The following is a 20340-nucleotide window of genomic DNA, read 5'->3' on the forward strand; positions in this document are numbered from 1 at the left end:
GAATGGCGCTTACTTTGTCGCCCAAGCATGGCCGTAGAGCTCGACTTGGCGGCGAGCATGGGCCCTTGGCGTCTTTGGCCACGGGTAAGGTTTGGGCCGTCGTTTTCGCATGCGCGGTTCAAAACGCCCGGGTCGATGGCCGACCTTCCTCTGGGCGATCAAGTCGAACATCCGCCCGCCATCGTGCGCGGGCGACAGCCCACGCGCCACCCACTCGCTCCACAGTTGCACCGTGTGCTTGAAGCTCAACTCGCGTGGATCTCGGCCGGCATGGCTGGCCGCCTGCGCCATGAGCAGGCGGATCACGTTGTAGGCCGGCAAATGCGCCTCTAGCTGCTTGTCGTTCATCTGCGGCGTCTGGCAGCGCAGCACGTCCAAGCCGGTGGTGGTTTTCAGGTTGCACAGGTCCAGCTCGACGTTCCAGCGCTTGGCGTACAAGTGCGACAGGGCGGCTTTGCTGACACGCCGGTGATCGCGCAGTGTGCTCACCAGCACCTGATGGTCCACCTTGCATTCGCGCAGTTCGATCTCCTCGGGCGCGTTGGCGTACTGCTCGGGCGTCATCCACTGCGGCCGAGGCTTCGGCTTGGGCCAGCGTACAATGTGATCGCGCCTACCCAGTGAGCGGCCTCGACGAAAGTCCGTGATGCGCGCTCCGTTCTGCTCGAACAGTACGTCCACGCCAGCGGCCATCACAGCGGCGATCAGGAAATAGTTGCAGTACAGGGCATCGGCCAGCATCACATCGCCCGGGTGCAAGCTCCCAAGCAACACACGCACCAAGCTGAGCTCGCCGCTGTCCTTGCCTTGATGGGGGCCGATGGCAGCATTGAGCGCTGCACCAGTGGCCAGGCAGATCACCACGACCAGCCGCGCTAGCAGGAAGTCTATGCCCTTGGCCTGCGAACTGGGCTGGGGATACACGGCCTGGTTCCCAGGGGTGATAGGCATGGACAGCCCGGTGCCGTCCACCAGCTTGACCGCTCGGCCCCGCCACAGCCAATGCGCATGGGCCTTCTCGCTGAGCAGGCGGCGGCCGGTGTAGCGCGCCAGCCCGCTGACCATCTGCCGCGGCAAGCGCTGGCGCGCGCTGCAATCCCTACCGGTGCGCACGCTGCACGCGCGCAGGCCATCGGCGGCGCGTTGTGCCGCCCAGCCGTTGACAGCCTTCGGGCACGAGCCGTCGGCCTCCAGCGTCTGGCGCATAAAGATCGACAGCGTCACCGTGGGCGGGTAGCCTGAATTGAACAAGCCAGCCTCTCGCCGTCACGCTCTCCCGCGCAGACGCATAGGGTAAGCACCTAGCCGTTGTGCGGATTTGCGAGTGTACATTTTGTTTAGTGACTGATGAGTCATGAATCGTTAATTGGGCGAAGAGGTGCTGCTTCCATTGCACACCGGGCCCAAACCAGGAGACGAGAAATGAAGCAACAAACAGAAAGTGGCCGCAAGCGGTCATGCTGCAAACTACCTGGTTGCAGCATCGTTCGGTGGAGTGCCGGTGCGTGGCGTGCGGTGTCCGCACGGGTGGGGTGATGTTGATGGTCAAGAAGTCCGACCCGACGTCTGCTCCGGCGTCACGAACTGAGGGCCGCGTGGCTCCTGTCGCATCACCGGATGCGCAACCGCTCGCATCTCTGTCGGAGCTCTATCGCACGATGCGCAGGATCCGCGAGGTAGAGTCGGCGCTCATCAAGCTGTTTGCTGACAGCGAGGTGCCAGGCTTCATTCACCTGAGCATCGGGCAGGAGGGCGTTGCGGCCGGCGTTATGTCCGCCCTGAAGCCGCAGGACACCATCGCGACGACGCACCGTGGCCATGGCCATGTGCTGGCGCGCGGGCTGGATCTGGGTCTATTCTTCGGGGAAATCATGGGCAAGGCCGGTGGGATCTGCGGGGGGCGGGGCGGCTCCATGCATGTCTCGGACATGGCGCTTGGCATCATCGGTGCCAACGGCATCGTGGGTGCGGGCATTCCGATTGCTCTGGGCAGTGCGCTGGCGCATGACGTGAAGGGGAACGCGGGCGTTGCCGTGGCGTTCTTTGGCGACGGAGCCATGGCCGAAGGCGTGCTGCACGAGACAATGAATCTGGCTGCCATCTGGAAGCTGCCGCTGCTGCTGGTGTGCGAGAACAACGGCTGGTCGGAATTCTCTCCCACGTCGCGTCAATTCGTCGCGCCGCTCGAAGCCATTGCCGGTGCCTTCGGTCTGCCTTACGCGCGTGCCGATGGGGCGCATGTGCTGGAGGTGGCAGATGTCGCCACGCGCATGATCAAGGGGTTGCGCGAAGGGGCGGGCGCGGCCGTCCTGGAGTGCTCCACCAAACGCGTGCGCGGGCACTACGAAGGCGACCCGCAGAAGTACCGCGACGCCGCCGAGATTGAGGCGCTCGATCTGACCGATCCGCTGATTGCCGGGCGGATGCGGTTGCTGCAAGAGGGTACGAGCGAGGCTGAAGTGCAGCAGATCGACGATGCTGTGGCTGCCGATGTGCAGGCGGCGGTCGAACGTGCTCGCAGCGATGCGCTGCCAGAGTTCGAGGCCGCGTTGAGTGGTGTGTATGGCGTGTCCGTGCCCAACCAATCGGGAGTCGCGTGAGATGTCATCCGCCGTGGAAATGAAATACTTTCAGGCCGCCAACGCCGCATTGAGCGACGCGATGAGGGCCGATAACGACGTCATTGTGTTCGGCGAGGACGTGGCAGAGGCAGGCGGCTCGTTTAAGGTGACGCGCGGGTTGCTGGAGACGTTTGGCGCCAAGCGGGTGCGTGATACGCCGATCTCCGAAGCCACCATCACCGCTATGGCTGTGGGTGCGGCAATGAGCGGACTCAAGCCCGTGGTAGAGATCATGTTTATGGACTTCGTGACCCTGTCCATGGATGCTCTGGTCAATCAGGCGGCGAAGGCGCGCTTCATGTTCGGTGGCCGCAGCCACGTGCCCATGGTGCTGCGCACGCCGCACGGTGGCGGCTTGAATGCCGGGCCGCAGCATTCCCAATGTCTTGAAGCGTGGCTGGCCCACGTGCCGGGTCTGAAGGTGGTGTGTCCCAGCACACCGGCAGATGTTTATGGCCTGATGCGCGCTGCGATCAACGATCCCGATCCGGTGATCTTCGTCGAACACAAGGCGCTGTATGGCGTGAAGGGGCCAGTTGATACCAGCCTGTCGCCGGTGGCCATCGGCAAGGCGCGCATCGCCCGCGAGGGCTCGGACGTCACCATCGTGACCTATGGCGCGACGGTGTCGATGTCGTTGTTCGCCGCCGAGATGCTCGCCAAGGATGGCCGATCGGTAGAGGTGATCGACCTGCGCAGCATCCAACCGTGGGATCGCGAGACGGTTTATGCCTCCATCGCGCGCACTCATCGCGTCGTGGTGGTGCACGAAGCGGTGCAGGCCTTTGGAGTGGGCGCGGAGATCGCCGCGCGCATCGGGGAAGACGTGTTCGACGAACTCGATGCCCCCGTGGTGCGCGTGGGCGCGCCGTTCATGCCCGTGCCTTTTGCCAAGTCGCTGGAGGCGGTCTATCAGGTCAACGCCACGCGTATTGCCGACGCCATCCGAACTGTGCTGTGACGGGTTCGAAACAGGAGCAGATGCCATGAGTGAAAAAGTCATTGTGAGCGAAGTCCGGGATGCCGTGGGCCTCCTGACCATTAACCGGCCGAGCACACTGAACGCACTCGACGTGCCGACGCTGCTGGAGCTGGAGCAGGCGTTCCGGCATTTGGAGCAGGACGCGAGTGTGCGTGTCATCGTACTGACGGGGGCGGGCGAGCGCGCGTTCGTGGCGGGCGGCGATATCCGCGATCTCGACAGTCGCCAGGGGCTTGCCCACTACCAGGAATTCGCCGAGGTGATCCACCGCGTGTTCCGCCACATCGAGATCAGCGACAAACCTACCATCGGTGCGATCAATGGTTGGGCGCTCGGCGGCGGCACGGAATTGCTGCTGACGCTGGACATCCGCATTGTGGCTCAGGAGGCGCGTCTTGGGCTGCCCGAAATCACGCTGGGACTCTTCCCGGGGGCCGGTGGATCGCAGCGCCTGATCCGGCAGGTACCACTGTGCCGTGCCAAGGAAATGATGTTTACAGGCGAGCAGATCACGGCGGAGGAGGCGCTTGGCTACGGCCTGGTCAACCGGGTGGTGCCGCGCGCGCAGCTAATGGACGAGGTGATGGCACTGGCGCAGCGCATCGCGCAGCAGTCGCCGCTGACGCTGCGCCTGCTCAAGCGCACGCTCAGGGACGGTGCCGACATGCCGCTGGGCGCGGCACTCGCGCATGAGCAGGCCATGATCGGACTGGTTCTTGATTCGAAGGACGCGCACAAAGGTTGTCAGGCGTTTCTTGCCAAGCGAGTCGCTCAATTCGAAGGACATTGAGTCGTGCGCCAAGAACTATTGATGCCCAAACTGGGCCTGACGATGACCGAAGGAACGGTGGTCGAGTGGGTCGTGTCACCGGGTGCGGCATTCCGCCAGGGCGACATTCTGGTGCTGATCGAAACCGACAAGGTCGTGATGGAGTATCCGGCAGAGGCCGATGGCATGTTGCTGGAAGCGTCGGTCAAGGCAGGTGAGGTGGTTACCGTAGGCGCAGTCATCGGATATGTTTATGCGGCTGGTGGTTCAGCCACTTCCGCGCAGGCGCTGGGTGTTGCGGTGGCGGCGTCAGCTCACTCGCCCGCGTCCGCAATGCCCGCAACTGTGTCTGCCGCAACCGCTGTGGCCGCCGCGCCTGTTGCGTCTACAGAACGCGTCATCGCGACGCCGCTGGCGCGCAGGATTGCGACACGTTTGAACGTCGATCTGCATGGCGTCGCGGGCACGGGGCCTCGGGGGCGCATCCGTGCGGACGACGTGCATGCGGCGGCGCAGCAGCAAGATGTGGCCGAGAAGTCGGACAAGTCGATGGTGGCTGTGGCGGGCGAGCGTGACGTGCTGTCTCCGACGCAGCGCATGAGTGCTGACGCACCAGCTGCCTTGCGTAAGCCGACCTCCGTCGAGGCCACAATGGCGCGGCGTCTCACAGCCGCCAAACAGCAGATTCCACACTTCTATCTGGCGTCGGAGGCGGAGGTGTCGCGGCTGATGCAGGCGCGCAGCGAGATCAACGACAGCCAGCCGCTTGTCAAACTGACGCTCAGCCATCTGGTGGTTGCCGCCGTGGCACGTGCCATGCGCAAGATGCCGACCGCCAATCAGGTATGGACGGACGAAGGCATTCAGTCGTTTGATCAGGTCGATGTGGGCGTGGCCGTCAACACAGCGCGTGGCCTTTTGGTGCCAGTGGTGCGGGACATTGGATGGGCATCGCTATCTGAGATTGCGCGGCGTGTCAACGATGTGGTGGAGCGCGCGCGCACGGGCGCGATTACGTCCGCAGACATGGGCGGCGGCGCGATCACCGTCTCTAACGCCGGTATGCATGAAGTGACGTGGATGACGCCCATCATCAATCCGGGCACGGCCATGATACTGGGCGTGGGAAGCATCCGCGACGTATTCCGCCCGGACGCGCAAGGCCAGCCTTCGCCGCGCCACGAAATGGGGCTGGTGCTGGCGGCCGATCATCGACTGGTGGACGGGGTGTCGGGCCTTGCCTTTCTCAATTGCGTAATTGGCTATCTGCGTCAGCCGCTTTCGCTGCTCTAGGGAGTCACGATGTCAAACAACGATATGGAGCTTGCGCGTTCACAGAGCCTGGCAACAGCGATGGCCACGTTCGCGGACCGCTTGTCCCGTGACGGCGTGCCTGCGCACATTGAGGAGCGTGCACGCGCTTGCCTGTTGAACGGCTACGGCATCGCCGTGGGTTGCATCGGCACACCCTACGCGCCGGTGGCCGCGCAGGCCGCTCTGGCGACGGACGGCGAACAGACCAGTGGTGCAACGCTGCTGGCGGATGGGCGCCGTGCTTCGATCGGCGGTGCAGCGCTGGCCAACAGCGCTCTGTTCCATGGCCGTGCGCAGGAGGATACCTGCGGCGCTGCGCACCTTGGCGCGATTCTGATTCCCATGCTCACTGCGCTCATCGAGACGCGTGAGCGTGCTGCTGCGTCACGCCTGTTGCCTGCGCTTATCGCAGGCTATGAAATAGGCGGGCTGCTGGAGAAGGCCTACGCGGGCTTCACCACAACCGCTGGACTGCGATCCTCGCCACTGTATGGCACGGTGTCGGCTGCAGCTGCGACGGCCGTGCTTATGGATCTTTCGGTGGAGCAGACGGCAGCGGCTCTGTCCAATGCGGCGTCGTTTACGGGCGGGATTCTGCAGTCCTTTGACGATGGCACGGACGAATGGCGCTACCAAGTAGGCATGGCGGGACGTACAGGCTGGATGGCGACGGAGCTTGCGCGCGCCGGCTCGGTGTCCGCGCCGCATGCGTTCGAGGGCCGCAATGGCTTCGTGCACGCTTTTGCACGTATTGATTGCAATGTGCAGGAACTGGCCGCGCAGCTCGGGCATCAGTGGTCGCTCGAGCGTGTGACCTTCAAGCCGTTTCCAGTCTGTGCGTTTAACCAGACTCCGGTGCAAGCAGCCTTGGCGCTGCGTGACAAGCTTGTCGCGCGAAGCATAACGGGGGTGCGCGTGCGCATGAATCCTTACGAGGTGGGCTATGCTGGCATGGATGCCACAGGGCCGTTCGAGAGCATCTCCGGTACGCTGATGAGCATTCCGTTTTGCATTGCCACCACCTTGCTGCACGGCGCACCGACCATGGCGCAGATGACATCGTACGGCGATGCAAAGGTGAACGCGCTCGTCGAGAGGATCCGCCTGCAGGCGGACGAGCAGGTGCCGCGGCTGTGCTGCGTGGTGGAACTCACGTTTGAAAACGGCGAGACGCTGGAGCATGACCAGCGTATGACCACGGCCGACTATGCTTACGACCGTGCGGGCGTGCGGGCGCTGATTCGGCGCGTGGGCGCGGAGTCCTCCATTCCGGAGGCGGTGTACGAAGGCCTCGAGCGTGTGGTGAACAATCCGGCGCAGCATTTCGACGAGCTGTTCGCGTGCTTTCAAAGCGCCCGGCAAGCCGCCCATCCGGTGAAGGGATCGGCACAGGGAGCCGCACGATGAACTACCCGGACGTGGACATCGCCGTCATCGGCGGCGGCCCCGGCGGCTACGTGGCTGCAATACGTGCCGCGCAGCTCGGCGCGCGGGTTGCGCTCATCGAGAGCGAGGCGCTCGGCGGTGTCTGCCTAAACTGGGGATGCATTCCGACCAAGGCGCTGCTCCACGCGGCTGAGGCTTGGCGTGATCTGCTGAGCATCGAGTCGCTGGGCTTGAAGGTGCAGGGCGCGAGTTTCGATTTTGCAGAGGTGATGAAGCGCTCGCGTGCTGTGGCGGGCAAGCTGTCGCAGGGCGTACGGGGCTTGCTGATGAAGAACGGCGTCAAGTTCATTGCAGGGCGCGGTCGCCTGCTGGGTGAGGGACGCGTGCAGATCACTGACGCTGGTGGCTCAGTATCCACGCTGTACGCTCGTGATGTGGTGCTTGCCACCGGGGCGCGGCCCCGCGATCTGAGCGGCATTCATGCGGATGGAAAGCGGGTCTGGACGTCTCGCGATGCGCTCTCGTCCACGCAATTGCCGCGCACGCTGCTGATTGTGGGTGCGGGTGCCATCGGCATGGAGTTCGCGAGCTTTTATCAGTCGTTCGGCGCCCAGGTTACGGTGCTGGAGGTGCTGGACGACGTACTGCCGCAAGAGGACGCCGAAGTGAGCGCTGCTGTCGCCAGCAGTTATCGCGCGCAGGGCGTGCAGATCCGAACCGGCGCACGGCTCAAAGCGATCACGACGGACGCGGACGGTATTGTCGCCACGGTGCAGGAGTCGACGGGGGATAGCACGTTGCAAGCGGATGCCGTACTCATCGCCGTGGGCGTGGTGGGCAACGTAGAAGATTTGGGATTGGAGACGACCCAGGTGCGCGTGGATGGTGCAAGGATCGAGGCTGACGCGTTCGGCAAGACGGCAGATCCGCGTGTCCATGCCATCGGTGACGTCACCGGTGCGCCCTGGTTAGCCCATCGCGCCATGCACCAGGGCGTGGCCTGCGTGGAGCAGATCATGGGGCTTACCGGTGGCCATCCACTGCGCGCGCAGGACGTACCCGGCTGCACTTATGGGCATCCGCAGACGGCCAGTATCGGGCTCACAGAGCGTGCAGCCAGGGAGCAGGGCATGAACATCAAGGTGGGTCGTTTTCCGCTCGTCGGCAACGGCAAGGCGGTGGCGCTGGGTGACACCGATGGGTTCATCAAGACCGTGGTCGATGCGGACACCGGCGAGATTTTGGGTGCACATCTCGTGGGGCCGGGCGTGACCGAGCTGATCGGCGCGTTCGGCGTGGCGCGGGTGCTCGAGGGCACGGACGAGGCGCTTTTGGAGACCGTCTGGCCGCATCCCACGCTGTCGGAGTCGCTGCATGAATCGGTGCTGGCGGCCTCGTCAAGGGCGCTGCATATCTGATCGATACACCCAACCACATCACCTCACACAACGGTTGCCGCTACGTGGCTACCCACACCTTCAGGCCAAGGATGCTCCCATGGATTTCAGCTTCAACGACGAACAAAAGATGATGATCGAAACCGCTCGCAAGGTGGGCGAGCGCTTCGGTCTCGAGTACTGGCGCGACATCGACGAGCGCAAGGCGTTTCCCAACGAAATCTGGCAGGCAATCTGCGAGGCCGGACTCGCGGGCGTTGCTCTGCCGACGGAGTATGGCGGATCAGGCTTGGGCATGCTGGAGATGGCACTGATCATTGAGACGCTTTCGGCGACGGGAGCCGGTTCGACGCTGGGCCAACTGTTCATGATCAACCCGATCTTCGGTGGCGTGTCGGTCTCCAAGTTCGGAACGCCAGAGATGAAAAAGGAACTGTTGCCTGCCTTGCTGGAAGGGCGCATGAACTTCTGCATGGCGCTGACCGAACCCGATGCGGGAACCAATTCTCTGGAGATCAAGACGTTCGCGGCCGAGGACGGCGCGGGCTGGCGTCTCAATGGTCGAAAGATCTGGATCACCGCCGTGACGGACGCGCACAAGATGCTGGTGATTGCGCGGACTAAGAAGCTCGAGGATTCCAAGAGCCGCAGCGACGGGCTGTCGATGTTCATGATCGACGTTCAGCGCGAGGGCCTCACGCACACGGCCATTGACAAGGTGGGCACGCGCACGCTGGCGTCTAGCAGCGTGTTCTTTGACAACGTCCGCGTCGAACCGCACGAGCTGATAGGCACGCTGCACGGCGGCTGGCGTGAACTCACCGACGTGCTCAACACAGAACGCATCGTCACCACCGCCGGACTGGTGGGCACGGGTGAGCTGGCCATCCGCCTAGCGGTGAACTATGCCAACGACCGCAAGGTGTTTGGCGGTCGTCCGATATCGACATACCAGGGACTGCAGTTTCCGCTGGCCCAATGCCACGTTGAAAATGAAGCGGCCCGTCTATTGAACTACAAGGCCGCCAGCAATTTCGATGCGGGCCTGCCCTACAGCAGCGATTCCAACGCGGCGAAGCTCCTGGCAGCGCAGGCGGTGGCGCGCGCAACCGAGCGTTCCATGCAGACCATGGGCGGCATGGGCTATGCCAAGGAGTATCACGTCGAGCGCCTGTGGCGCGATGCGCGGCTGTTCCGTTTCGCACCGATCTCCGAGGAGATGATCCTCAACTACGTGGCTACGCACGATTTGGGCATGCCTAAGTCTTATTAAGTCGCGTAACAACAAGGTGCTTGCCCGGAGACGAAATCATGGTGTCACTCAGTGCTTCGGTGGCCTACTGGGCCCGGCTTGATCCGGAACGCCTGGCTATCGTGTATGAAGATCAGCGCATCAGCTATGGCGACCTCATGGCGCGCGTACACCACCTCGCGGCGCACCTGCGGCGTCAGGGCATACAGTCAGGCGACGTCGTGGCGTTGCTCATGAAAAACAGCGCCGCATTCATGGAACTGACGATGGCCATCGGGCATGTGGGCGCTGTAGTGCTACCTCTGAACTACCGGCTCTCGGCGGCCGAGGTGGGCTACATCGTTCAACACGCGGGTGCCACGCTGCTCTTCGTGGACGAGGAACTGGCGCATCTGGTCGCAGAGATCGATGCAAGGGTGCTGGTCGATGCGCAGGCTCAAAGGGACATGCGCCTGCTCACGGACGGCGCTGCAAGTATCGAGGAGACGATCGCGCATCCCAGCACTCCAGATGACTTGTTTCGCCTGATGTACACCTCGGGCACCACGGATCGTCCCAAAGGCGTGATGCACACCTACTCCAACTTTCATTGGAAGAACATAGACCACATCGCCGTGCTTGGCCTGGGGCGCGATGATCGGATTCTGGTGGTGGGGCCGCTTTATCACGTGGGCGCATTCGATCTGCCCGGCGTGGCCGTGCTGCAGATGGGTGGCAGCATGGTCATCCTGCGGGATTTCGATCCGGTGAAGGTGTTAGCCACCATCGAGCGCGAGCGCATCACCTGCGGCTGGATGGCGCCGGTGATGCTCAACCGCACATTGAATTGCCCCGAGCGCATGAACTACCGGGTCGACAGCCTGCGCTGGATCGTGGGCGGCGGGGAGAAGACGCCGGAAGAACGCATCCGCGAGTTCACCTCGTACTTCACGGCAAGCCGTTACATCGATGCCTACGGCCTGACCGAGAGTTGCTCCGGCGACACCTTCATGGAACCGGGCAGGGAGATCGAGAAGATCGGCTCGACCGGGCGCGCGACGCTGCTCGTGCGGCTTGAGATTCGCGACGACGAGGGGCGCAGCGTGCCTGTTGGCGTGCAGGGCGAGATCTGCCTAAGCGGCCCGAAGGTCACCAAAGGATATTGGCGCGATCCCGTCAAGACGGCCGCGACCTTTCATGCCGACGGCTGGCTGCGCACGGGCGACCTGGGCTATCTGGATGCAGACGGATTTCTGTTCCTGACCGATCGCATGAAGGACATGATCATCAGCGGCGGCGAGAACATCGCCTCGTCCGAGGTCGAGCGGGTGCTCTACCAGATGACCGAGGTCGCCGAGGCCGCGGTCATCGGGCTGCCCGACGAGCAATGGGGCGAGCGGGTAGTGGCCGTGGTGGTGGTGAAGGAGGGGGCACAACTCGACTACCAGATCCTGCAGGCGCATTGCCGACGTCATCTTGCCGGCTTCAAGGTGCCCAAGCAGCTTGTCTGCCTGGAGTCACTTCCGCGGAATCCCAGCGGAAAGATGCTCAAGCGGGTGTTGCGCACGCAGCTCGCGGGCTCTTCGCCATCTACCGCCTGAATGTTTCGCCAGCTTGTGCATTCCGTCACCCGAGTGACCACTCATTTCAACCCAAGGAGACGACGATGAAAATAGATGCAGTAGACACCCCCATGCAGCCACAGCGCCGCAAACTAATCCAGGGCGCCACGGCCATCGCGGGCATGAGTGCCATCGGCTTTCCTGCCGTGGTGTTGGCCCAGGACAAGCCGATCCGCATCGGCATGCCTACCATCCTTTCTGGGCGTGTGGCCACGCTGGGGATTACGACGCGCAATGCGGTGATGCTTGAGGTGGATAAGTTCAACGCCGCGGGTGGCCTGGGCGGACGCAAAATCGAGATGGTGATTCGCGATTCCAAAGGGCAGCCGCAGGAGGCCGCACGCGTTGCGCGCGAACTGGTGAATACGGACGGTTGCGAGATCCTGTTGGATGCGGAAGCCTCCTCCGGCGCGTTTGCGGTTCATGAAGTGGCGCGCGATCTGGGCGTGCTGTGCATGCATGCTATCTCTGAGACCTCATCGCTCACGGCAGACCCGAAGCTGCGCGCGCCCAACACCTTCCGCTGCATGCGCCAGGGCATCCACGACGCCATCGTGGGTGGCTCCTATGCGGCCAAGGTTGCCAAGGAAAAGAAGCTGCGCCGCTGGATGACCTGCTCGCCCGACTATGCCTACGGGCGTGACACGACGGCGGAGTTCCTTCAGTACCTTAAGCGCTTCAATCCTGACATCGAAGTGGTAGGCGAGTTCTGGCCCAAGTTGACTCAGCCCGACTATAGCGAGATCCTCACTCGCATCGTGCAGAGCAAGCCGCAGGCCGTGTATTCGGCACTATGGGGGGGCGACCTGACCTCGTTCATTGACCAGGGCAACATCTATGCCTTGTTCAGCAACCTGCAATTCTTCGCAGTGAATATCGCCGATTACACGGTGCTCACGGCCGTCAAGAACTTGCCGCAGGGTCTGCATTCGGGCAATCGCTATCTGCGCAGTGTCCCCAACTCTCCTGCCAATCTGGCCTGGGCCAATGCCTACTTTGCCAAGTACAAGGAAATGCCGACCAACTGGTCCTGGGGTGGTGCCACTGGCGTCAACTTCCTGACTGCGGCCATGCAGAAGACTAAGAGCACCGATGGCAAGAAGATGGCTGAGGCACTGCGTGGCATGACCATCGATTCGCCGTTTGGCACTAATGGGAAGCTGACGCTGCGAGCCGAGGATCAGACCCTCACTGACTATTCCACGGGCTGGGGCTTGCTCACGCAAAAGGAACCCTACATGGAGTCTCCCACCATCGGCGACTGGAAGCTGATCGCGGAGCTGGAAGCCGAATGGAAGAAGAGCAAGGGCTGGGCCTGACGTCATCCCGCTTTTGACGAGGCTTCTGCGCACGCTGCGCCACTGGAGCACGGCGTGCGCAGCTGGCGCAATCTTCGGCGCGCCGAGTTTATGCATCTTTAACGGAGGCTTTCTTGGACTTAACGTTACTTTTCGAATGCCTGACGTCGGCCTCGTGCCTCGTCACGCAGACAAGCACTGCGCTGATCATCGGAGCACTGCTGTTCCTAGTCTCCGCAGGGCTCACCCTGATTTTCGGCGTTTTGGGCGTCGTCAATTTTGCACACGGTGCCCTGTATATGCTGGGTGCCTACATCGCAGTGACCGTGTATGCAGCCTCCGGGAGCTTTCTGCTGGCGGTGGCCGCAGCCGGGCTGGGCGTTGCCACCTTTGCGGTGTTCTTCGAGCGATTTTTCATGCGAAGGGTATATGACGCCGACGTGCTCATGCAGCTGCTCGTTTGCTATGCCTTCATCCTCATCCTTGACGACGCCGTCAAGATCTTCTGGGGCGCCGAGTTCCGCTCCATGGGCATGCCCACGGCCTTTCAGGCGCCGCCGCTGTTCATTGCAGGAGGCGTGATTCCGATCTACTACATCGCGCTGATCGCGGTGTCCGTCGTCATCGCCCTGGTGCTCTGGCTGGTTCTCAACAAGACGCGCACCGGCAAGGTGGTGCGCGCTGCCGCGCAGAACAAGGTGATGACGTCCGCGCTTGGGCTGAACACCAGTCTGATCTATGCAGGCGTCTTTGCCTGCGGCGGGTTGCTTGCTGGGGTAGCGGGTGCGCTGGCTGCGCCGGTGCGATCGACATCGCCAGGCATGGGGTTCTCGATTCTCATCGAGGCGTTCATCGTCACGGTGATCGGGGGGATGGGCTCGGTGACGGGCGCGCTCGTGGGTGCGCTGCTCATCGGACTGGTGCGCTCGTTCGGTTCGGTCGGTTTTCCGTCGTTTGTCGAGGGCGTGATGTTCCTCGCCATGATTTTCATCTTGATCCTCAAGCCGGGCGGTCTGGTGGGTAAAAAGGAGCGCCGAGCATGAGGGCATCACAGTCTGTCGCAACCACGGACGGCAGCACGCGAACGCGGGAGTGGGCCATTGCTCTGTTGGCACTCGCGATCCTGGCAGTAATTCCGCTGCTCAGTTCGTCGCGCGCACTGCAGGACTTCATCATCCGCTTAGCTGCCTTCGGCATTCTTGCGACCTCTCTGAACATGCTGATCGGCTACGGCGGTATGGTGTCCTTCGGGCATGCGATGTTCTTTGGTGGCGGGGCCTACACGTTTGCGTTGCTCATGCAGAAGGCGGGGGTGTCGGTTCCCTCGGCCATTGCGGGCACCGTGCTCCTCACAGCAGTGGTCGGCGCACTGGTGGGGGCGATCTGTGTGCGTCTCAAGGAGATCTACTTCGCCTTCCTTACGCTGGCATTCCAGATGTTCGTGCACCGGATCATCCTGTCGTGGGTGGACATGACGGGCGGCGACCAGGGCATCACTGGCGGCATTCCGCGTCCGGTGTTCCTGGGGATTAATCTGGCGAACTTCCGTGAGCTGTACTGGTTCGCGTGTTTTCTTGGTGTGGCGTGCCTATTGCTGATCCGCTGGATTTTGCAGTCGCCGTTCGGCTATTCGTTGCGGATGGTGCGGGACAACGCCGATCGCGCCTGGTTTCTCGGCATCAACGTGTGGCGCATTCGGCTGTACGCGTTTGTGCTCTCGAGCTGCTTTGCCAGCATCGGCGGGGTAATCATGGCGCTGTTCGTGTCGGGCGCATTTCCCGAGTTCAGCTACTGGACCATGTCGGGTGAGGCCATCTTCATGATCATGATGGGCGGCCTGCACATGTACCTGGGGCCGCTGGTGGGTGCAGGCCTTTTGCTGCTGTTCAACGACGTCATCACGCGGGTGACGGAATCGCACGGATTGGTGCTGGGCGTGATCGTTTTGATTTTCGCGCTGGGTTTCAAACGCGGCATTCTGGATTTTGTGCTTCAGCTCAGTCGCAGGTTCAAGAGGGTGAAGGCATGAATCGGTCTCAAGACATCGTCAGCGTCGTCACGGGCGGCGCGAGCGGCATCGGCCTGGCGTGCGCCCAGGCCCTGGCAGCGCGCGGCGACCGCGTAGTGGTGCTGGATCTCCCCGCAACCCGAGCCACGGTGAGCGCCATGGCGTTCGTCGAGTGCGACGTGGCGCAGCAGGACAGCGTGCACCAGGCGCTCCAGCGCATCGAGGCGGAGCACGGTCTGGTCTCGGTGCTGGTCAACAGTGCAGGCGTCATCCAGCCGAGGTTGCCGCCCGAGGACCTTGATATGGCGACCTGGGACCGGGTGATGGATATCGACCTGCGTGGAACCTATCTGACCTGCGCGGCATTCGGAGCCGTCATGGCCCGGCGCGGGCACGGCGCGGTGGTCAATATCGCCTCCATCACCGGCTCACGTTCGGTGCCGCTGCATGCTTATGCGCCTGCGAAGGCTGCGGTCATCTCGCTCACGCAGTGCCTTGCGGGTGAGTGGGGGCGCTCAGGCGTGCGTGTGAACTCGGTGTCGCCAGGGTACACGCTGACGCCGGCCCTGCAGCGGGCCATCGACGTGGGCGACCGTGATCCGTCGGATCTCACGCGCGCCACGGCGCTCGGGCGCATGGTGCGAACCGAGGAGGTTGCAGCGGCGGTGGCATTTCTCACTTCGGATGCTAGTAGTGGCATTACCGGCGTGGATCTGCCGGTCGATGCGGGCTGGCTCGCAGGCACGCCCTGGCAGACCTATGGCGGCGTGCCAGGGGCACGTGCGCGGGATAACAAGACAAGGTTGGTCTGATGCTGAAAATATCACATCTCAAAAAATCGTTCGGTGGCGTGGTGGCCACCAACGATGTGAGCATGCATTTCGAGAAAGATTCGCTGAGCGCGGTAATTGGGCCGAATGGCGCGGGTAAGACCACTTTTTTCAACCTGATCTCGGGGGTGTTCCCGCCGGACTCGGGCAGCATTCTGCTCGATGGCCAAGAAATCGTGGGGTTGTCGAGCAACCGCATCGTGCACATGGGCGTGGGGCGCGCGTTCCAAGTGGCCAAGCTGTTCAAGACGCTGACTGTGGAGGAATCGCTGCGTGCTGCGCTCATGTCGCCGATGGGCAAGTCAGCTAGTCTGCGTGGACGCTTTCCGCTTGCGGCGACGCGTGACCGCGCTTACGAAGTAATGGAGCAATTAAACCTGCAACGTAAGGCGCAGGTGGTCAGTGGCAATCTGTCGCACGGGGATCAGAAGCTGCTCGATCTAGCGCTGGCCCTGGTGCTGCAGCCCAAGCTGCTGTTGCTCGATGAGCCGATTGCGGGCATGGGGCCAGAGGAGCGTGAGCAGATGATCGAGACGGTGTATGCACTATGGAAGAAGGGTGGCATGACGGTGGTGCTGATCGAGCATGACATGGAGATTGTCTTTCGCATCGCGCAGAAGATCTACGTGTTGTCGTATGGCAAGTTGCTCGCCGAGGGCACGGCGGAGCAGATACGGATCAATCCTCAGGTCATCGAGGCCTATCTGGGGCGTCCCAAGGAGGTTCATCCATGAGCGAGATCGTTCTGGAGGTCACTGGCATAGACGGGTTCTATGGTTCCAGTCAGGTGCTGTTTGGCATGGCGCTGGAGGTGGGCAAGGGTCAGACGCTGGCGCTGCTGGGGCGCAACGGCGCGGGCAAGAGCTCGACGATGAAAGCTATCGCAGGCATTCTGTCGCCACGTTCTGGGAGTATCCGGCTTGCGGGCCGGGAAATCCGCGGCCTGCCGTCCCACATGGTGGCGCGTGCAGGGGTGGGCTTCGTGCCAGAGGATCGGCAGATCTTTTCCGATCTGAGCGTGCAGGACAACTTGGAGATCGCGGCCAAGAAGGGCGCGGATGGCACGTGCGAGTGGAATATCGAGCGCGTCTATAAGATGCTTCCGCTGCTCGCGCAACTCAAGGGGCGCATGGGCGGGCAGCTCTCGGGCGGCGAGCAGCAGCTGCTGACCATCGGCCGTGCGCTGATGGGCAATCCCGGCTTGCTGCTGCTCGATGAGCCGAGTGAGGGGCTGGCGCCCATCATGGTGCAGAAGATCGGCGACCTGATCGAGACGCTGCGCCAACTGGGAACCACCATCGTGCTGGCCGAACAGAACCTGCACTTCTGCCTGGGCCTGGCCGACAGCGCCGTGGTGATCGATCGCGGCTCGGCGGTCTTCAGCGGAACCATCGAGGATCTGAGGGCCAACGATGACGTCAAGCGACGCTACCTATCCGTGTGACGACAACGGGGAGAACACCTTGAGCAGCAGCACCCACACGAATTCCCTGGGCAGTTTCGATCTGGCCGACGCGCGCATTCTGATTTCCGGCGCCGCAGGCGGCATTGGAGTAGCTACGGCACGCCTTTGCAGCAGCCTGGGCGCGCAGCTGGTGCTTGTGGACGTGGCCCCCACGGCCGCGCTAGAGGCGGTTGCAGAAGGCATTGCCGGTGTGGAGTCGGTGCACTCCTGTGACAGCAGCGACCGGTCGGCAGTGGAGGACCTCGTGTCCCGGCTGCCCGCCATCTCGGGCCTGGTGGATGCGGCGGGCATCAGCCCCTATGACGATGACTGGATGGCGGACGACTGGAACGACACAGCGTTCCAGCGCGTCATACAGGTCAACCTTCTCGGCCCCATCAACCTAGTGCGTGCTACTCTGCCCGCCATGGTAGAACGCAAGCACGGCAGGATCGTGCTGTGCGGCTCCATTGCTGGCTGGTCTGGAGGCCTGCGTGCAGGCCCGCACTATGCGGCCTCCAAGGGCGGGGTGCATGCGCTCGTGCGCTGGTTCTCGCAGCGCGCCGTGGCCCATGGCGTGACCGTCAACGGTGTGGCGCCGGGGCCGGTGGCCTCCGGCATGACCCGCAACCAGGGCTACGACGGCGCAAGCTATCCCATGCGCCGCATGGGCGAGCCGGACGAGATCGCCTCGGCCATCGCGTTCCTGTGTTCGCCCGGCGCGTCGTACACCTCGGGAGCCATCCTTGACGTCAACGGTGGCACCTATCTGCGCTGAAACTCACATAACAACAGTTTGACCTGGCACAGATCCTTGGCTGTGAACACGATACCCATCGTCCGTGCATGTTGATGGCCCGTTCCTTGAACCCGGCCGTGTACGTTTGACCTCACTCTTAGGGAGAATCTCTATGGCGCAGCATTTCATCAACGGACAGTGGGTTCGGTCAACCAGTGGGCAGACCCTGCCCGTAATCGACCCGAGCACCGGCGAATCATTCGACACGCTCGAGCGTGGCAATGCGCAGGACATCGACAAGGCTGTGGGCGCGGCGCGTGCGGCGCTCTCCGGCCCGTGGGCCAAGCTCACGGCTACGGAGCGCGGTCGCATTCTGGTACGCATGTCGCAACTGATTCTGGAGCGTCAGGAGGAGCTGGCCCTGCTGGAGTCACGCGACACGGGCAAACCCATGTCGCAGGCGCGCAATGACATCGTCGTCGCGGCCCGCTATTGTGAGTTCTACGGCGGCGCTGCGGACAAGGTGCATGGGCAACAAATCCCGTATATGAACGACTTTCACGTCGTGGTGATTCGCGAACCCTATGGCGTGACGGCGCACATCCTGCCGTGGAACTACCCTGCGCAGATGTTCGGCCGATCGGTGGTGCCATCGCTCGCCATGGGCAATGCGGTGGTGCTCAAGCCCTCGGAAGATGCCTGCCTGAGCCCGCTGGCGTTCTGCGACATCGCCCGCGAGGCGGGGCTGCCGGATGGGGCGCTGAACGTGGTCACCGGCCTGGGCGAAGAAGCGGGCGATGCACTGTCCAAGCACCGTGACATCGACTTCATCACCTTCACCGGTTCGCCCGAGGTCGGTACGCTGATTCAAAAGGCCGCCGCCGAGCGCACGATCAAGTGCGTGCTGGAGCTGGGCGGGAAGTCGCCACAGATCGTGTTCGAGGATGCCGATCTAGAGCGCGCCGCCACCTTCGTGATCAAGGCCATCACCCAGAACGCTGGCCAGACCTGTTCCGCAGGTAGCCGCCTGCTGGTGCAGCGCTCCATTTACGACCGCTTTATCGGTATGGTGGTGGAGCGTTTTAAGCAGTCGAGCGCTGGCTCGCCGGCGATGGATCGCGACTGCGGCCCCTTGATCAATGCCGGTCAGAAGCAGCGCGTGGAAGGCTTCATCCGTCGCGCCGTTGATTCAGGCATTCCCGTGCTGGCACAGGGCAGCGTTGTGGCCGATGTGCCGACGGGTGGCTATTACGTGGCCCCCACGCTGTTCGGCCCCGTGCCGCGCGATCATCAATTGGCCTGCGACGAAGTCTTCGGCCCGGTGCTGGCCGCGATCCCCTTCGATACGGAAGCCGATGCCATTGCGCTTGCCAACGCCACCGACTTCGGCCTGCTCGCCGGCATCTGGACGCGCGATGGTGGCCGCCAGACGCGAATTGCCAAGCAGATGCATTGCGGTCAGGTTTACATCAACTGCTACGGCGCCGGAGGTGGGGTGGAACTGCCCTTCGGTGGTGTCAAGCGCAGCGGCCACGGCCGCGAAAAGGGCTTCCTGGCCCTGGAAGAGTTCTGCAACGTGAAGACCGTGGTGCAGTACCACGGCGAATGACAAGGAGACACCAATGCGTTTGAAAGACAAAGTAGCCATCGTGACTGGTGCGGCCAGCGGTTTCGGCGCGGAGATCGCACGCCAGTTCGCCGCAGAGGGCGCCAAGGTGGTGGTGGCGGACCTCAATGGCCCAGGAGCGCAGGCAGTAGCCGATGCGATCGGCGCTAGTGCCATTGCCGCGACCTGCGACGTGACCAAGAGGGTTGACATCGACGCCGCAGTCGCTCTGACCCTGCAGAAGTTTGGTCGCCTGGACATCGTGGTCAACAACGCAGGCTGGACGCACAGGAACCAGCCGATGCTGCAGGTGGACGAAGCCACTTTTGACCGCGTCTACGATATCAATGTGAAGTCCATCTTCCACATGACGCACGCCGTCGTGCCCGTCATGCGCAAGCAGGGTGGTGGCGTCATTCTGAACGTGGGCTCGGTGGCTGGCATCCGCCCGCGGCCGGGGCTGACTTGGTACAACGGCTCCAAGGGGGCTGTGAATTTGCTGTCCAAGTCGATGGCAGTGGAACTGGGACCGGAGAACATCCGCGTCAACTCCATCTGCCCGGTCATGGGTGCAACGGGTCTGCTGGAGTCTTTTATGGGCATGCCGGACACGCCCGAGAACCGCAAGAAATTCATTGCCACCGTACCGATGGGACGACTCGCCGAGCCGATCGACATCGCGCGCGCGGCGGTGTTCCTGGGCAGCGAGGATGCCGCGTTTATCACGGGGGTGGAGTTCCCCGTGGATGGCGGGCGCACCATCTAAGAGCCTATATGGACGCCCCGAATAAGCCAAGCCCTCACTCACTGAAGTCAAGACAGTAAAGATTGCACCCGTATATCCGGACTTTCTGTGGCGCCAGCCACGGTCCCTGATGGGAGTCGCTGGTGAATGTCCTATCGGTTCAGCGCACTCGAAGTGCCATGCTCTTATCGGATTGCATCCACCACGGTCTGACCTGTCTTGCCATCACTGCATGATTGCTTGAGCAATCGGTGGTTTTCTCCTGCTCTTGTTTCTGGCCGCGGTTTTTGTGGCTCAGGCCTGCTCTCGCACGTAGCCTGGCTCATAGCTGCGATCGTGCGCCAGCAA

The 20340-nt window shown here is 62.7% G+C and carries 17 protein-coding genes and 1 pseudogene; 17 read left to right on the forward strand and 1 reads right to left on the reverse strand.

The window, feature by feature from the left end:
* Positions 1–9: 9 nt before the first annotated feature.
* A pseudogene (locus tag K225_RS21120) lies at positions 10–1236 on the reverse strand (IS4 family transposase); the annotation flags it as partial.
* A gap of 422 nt (positions 1237–1658) precedes the next feature.
* Here K225_RS21120 and K225_RS21125 point away from each other — a divergent pair.
* From K225_RS21125 to K225_RS0117230, 17 genes are all read left to right on the forward strand, one after another.
* Positions 1659–2600: a thiamine pyrophosphate-dependent dehydrogenase E1 component subunit alpha gene (locus tag K225_RS21125; protein WP_051249045.1), complete on the forward strand. Its 942-nt coding sequence runs from the start codon at positions 1659–1661 to the stop codon at positions 2598–2600.
* Position 2601: 1 nt separating this feature from the next.
* Positions 2602–3582: an alpha-ketoacid dehydrogenase subunit beta gene (locus K225_RS0117155; protein ID WP_026437530.1), complete on the forward strand. Its 981-nt coding sequence runs from the start codon at positions 2602–2604 to the stop codon at positions 3580–3582.
* 25 nt (positions 3583–3607) lie between these two features.
* Positions 3608–4393, forward strand: a complete 786-nt coding sequence (locus K225_RS0117160) for an enoyl-CoA hydratase/isomerase family protein (RefSeq protein WP_026437531.1) — start codon at positions 3608–3610, stop codon at positions 4391–4393.
* 3 nt (positions 4394–4396) lie between these two features.
* Positions 4397–5665, forward strand: coding sequence for a dihydrolipoamide acetyltransferase family protein (locus tag K225_RS0117165; protein ID WP_026437532.1), 1269 nt, complete (start codon positions 4397–4399; stop codon positions 5663–5665).
* Between the two features lie 9 nt (positions 5666–5674).
* Positions 5675–7093 carry an MmgE/PrpD family protein gene (locus K225_RS21130; RefSeq protein WP_238323264.1) on the forward strand — a complete coding sequence of 473 codons (1419 nt, stop codon included), beginning with the start codon at positions 5675–5677 and terminating at the stop codon, positions 7091–7093.
* Positions 7090–8490: a dihydrolipoyl dehydrogenase gene (gene lpdA, locus K225_RS0117175; RefSeq protein ID WP_026437533.1), complete on the forward strand. Its 1401-nt coding sequence runs from the start codon at positions 7090–7092 to the stop codon at positions 8488–8490. The genes K225_RS21130 and lpdA overlap by 4 nt, the downstream gene beginning before the upstream one ends.
* Before the next feature lie 79 nt (positions 8491–8569).
* Positions 8570–9742, forward strand: a complete 1173-nt coding sequence (locus tag K225_RS0117180; protein ID WP_026437534.1) for an acyl-CoA dehydrogenase family protein — start codon at positions 8570–8572, stop codon at positions 9740–9742.
* Positions 9743–9780: 38 nt separating this feature from the next.
* Positions 9781–11301, forward strand: a complete 1521-nt coding sequence (locus tag K225_RS0117185; RefSeq protein ID WP_026437535.1) for a long-chain-fatty-acid--CoA ligase — start codon at positions 9781–9783, stop codon at positions 11299–11301.
* A 143-nt stretch (positions 11302–11444) separates the two neighbouring features.
* Positions 11445–12641, forward strand: coding sequence for an ABC transporter substrate-binding protein (locus K225_RS0117190; RefSeq protein ID WP_238323265.1), 1197 nt, complete (start codon positions 11445–11447; stop codon positions 12639–12641).
* A gap of 113 nt (positions 12642–12754) precedes the next feature.
* Positions 12755–13663 (forward strand): branched-chain amino acid ABC transporter permease, encoded by a 909-nt coding sequence (locus K225_RS0117195; RefSeq protein WP_026437537.1) that lies wholly within the window; start codon positions 12755–12757, stop codon positions 13661–13663.
* Entirely contained in the window at positions 13660–14649 is a 990-nt protein-coding gene (locus K225_RS0117200; RefSeq protein ID WP_026437538.1) for a branched-chain amino acid ABC transporter permease, read from the forward strand. The genes K225_RS0117195 and K225_RS0117200 overlap by 4 nt, the downstream gene beginning before the upstream one ends.
* Positions 14646–15440: an SDR family NAD(P)-dependent oxidoreductase gene (locus K225_RS21135; RefSeq protein WP_034713179.1), complete on the forward strand. Its 795-nt coding sequence runs from the start codon at positions 14646–14648 to the stop codon at positions 15438–15440. The genes K225_RS0117200 and K225_RS21135 overlap by 4 nt, the downstream gene beginning before the upstream one ends.
* Positions 15440–16192, forward strand: a complete 753-nt coding sequence (locus tag K225_RS0117210; RefSeq protein ID WP_026437539.1) for an ABC transporter ATP-binding protein — start codon at positions 15440–15442, stop codon at positions 16190–16192. Before K225_RS21135 ends, K225_RS0117210 begins: the two co-directional genes overlap by 1 nt.
* A complete protein-coding gene (locus K225_RS0117215; RefSeq protein ID WP_026437540.1) occupies positions 16189–16902 on the forward strand; it encodes an ABC transporter ATP-binding protein in 714 nt (237 codons plus the stop codon). The genes K225_RS0117210 and K225_RS0117215 overlap by 4 nt, the downstream gene beginning before the upstream one ends.
* Positions 16903–16921: 19 nt before the next feature.
* Positions 16922–17680, forward strand: a complete 759-nt coding sequence (locus K225_RS0117220) for an SDR family NAD(P)-dependent oxidoreductase (RefSeq protein ID WP_238323266.1) — start codon at positions 16922–16924, stop codon at positions 17678–17680.
* 133 nt (positions 17681–17813) lie between these two features.
* On the forward strand, positions 17814–19250 hold the full coding sequence (locus tag K225_RS0117225; RefSeq protein ID WP_026437542.1) for an aldehyde dehydrogenase family protein: 1437 nt from the start codon (positions 17814–17816) through the stop codon (positions 19248–19250).
* A gap of 13 nt (positions 19251–19263) precedes the next feature.
* Positions 19264–20013: an SDR family oxidoreductase gene (locus K225_RS0117230; protein WP_026437543.1), complete on the forward strand. Its 750-nt coding sequence runs from the start codon at positions 19264–19266 to the stop codon at positions 20011–20013.
* The last annotated feature ends 327 nt before the right edge of the window (positions 20014–20340 follow it).

This window comes from Acidovorax sp. JHL-9 (genome assembly GCF_000426205.1).
GTDB classification, from domain to species: Bacteria; Pseudomonadota; Gammaproteobacteria; order Burkholderiales; family Burkholderiaceae_C; genus Acidovorax; species Acidovorax soli.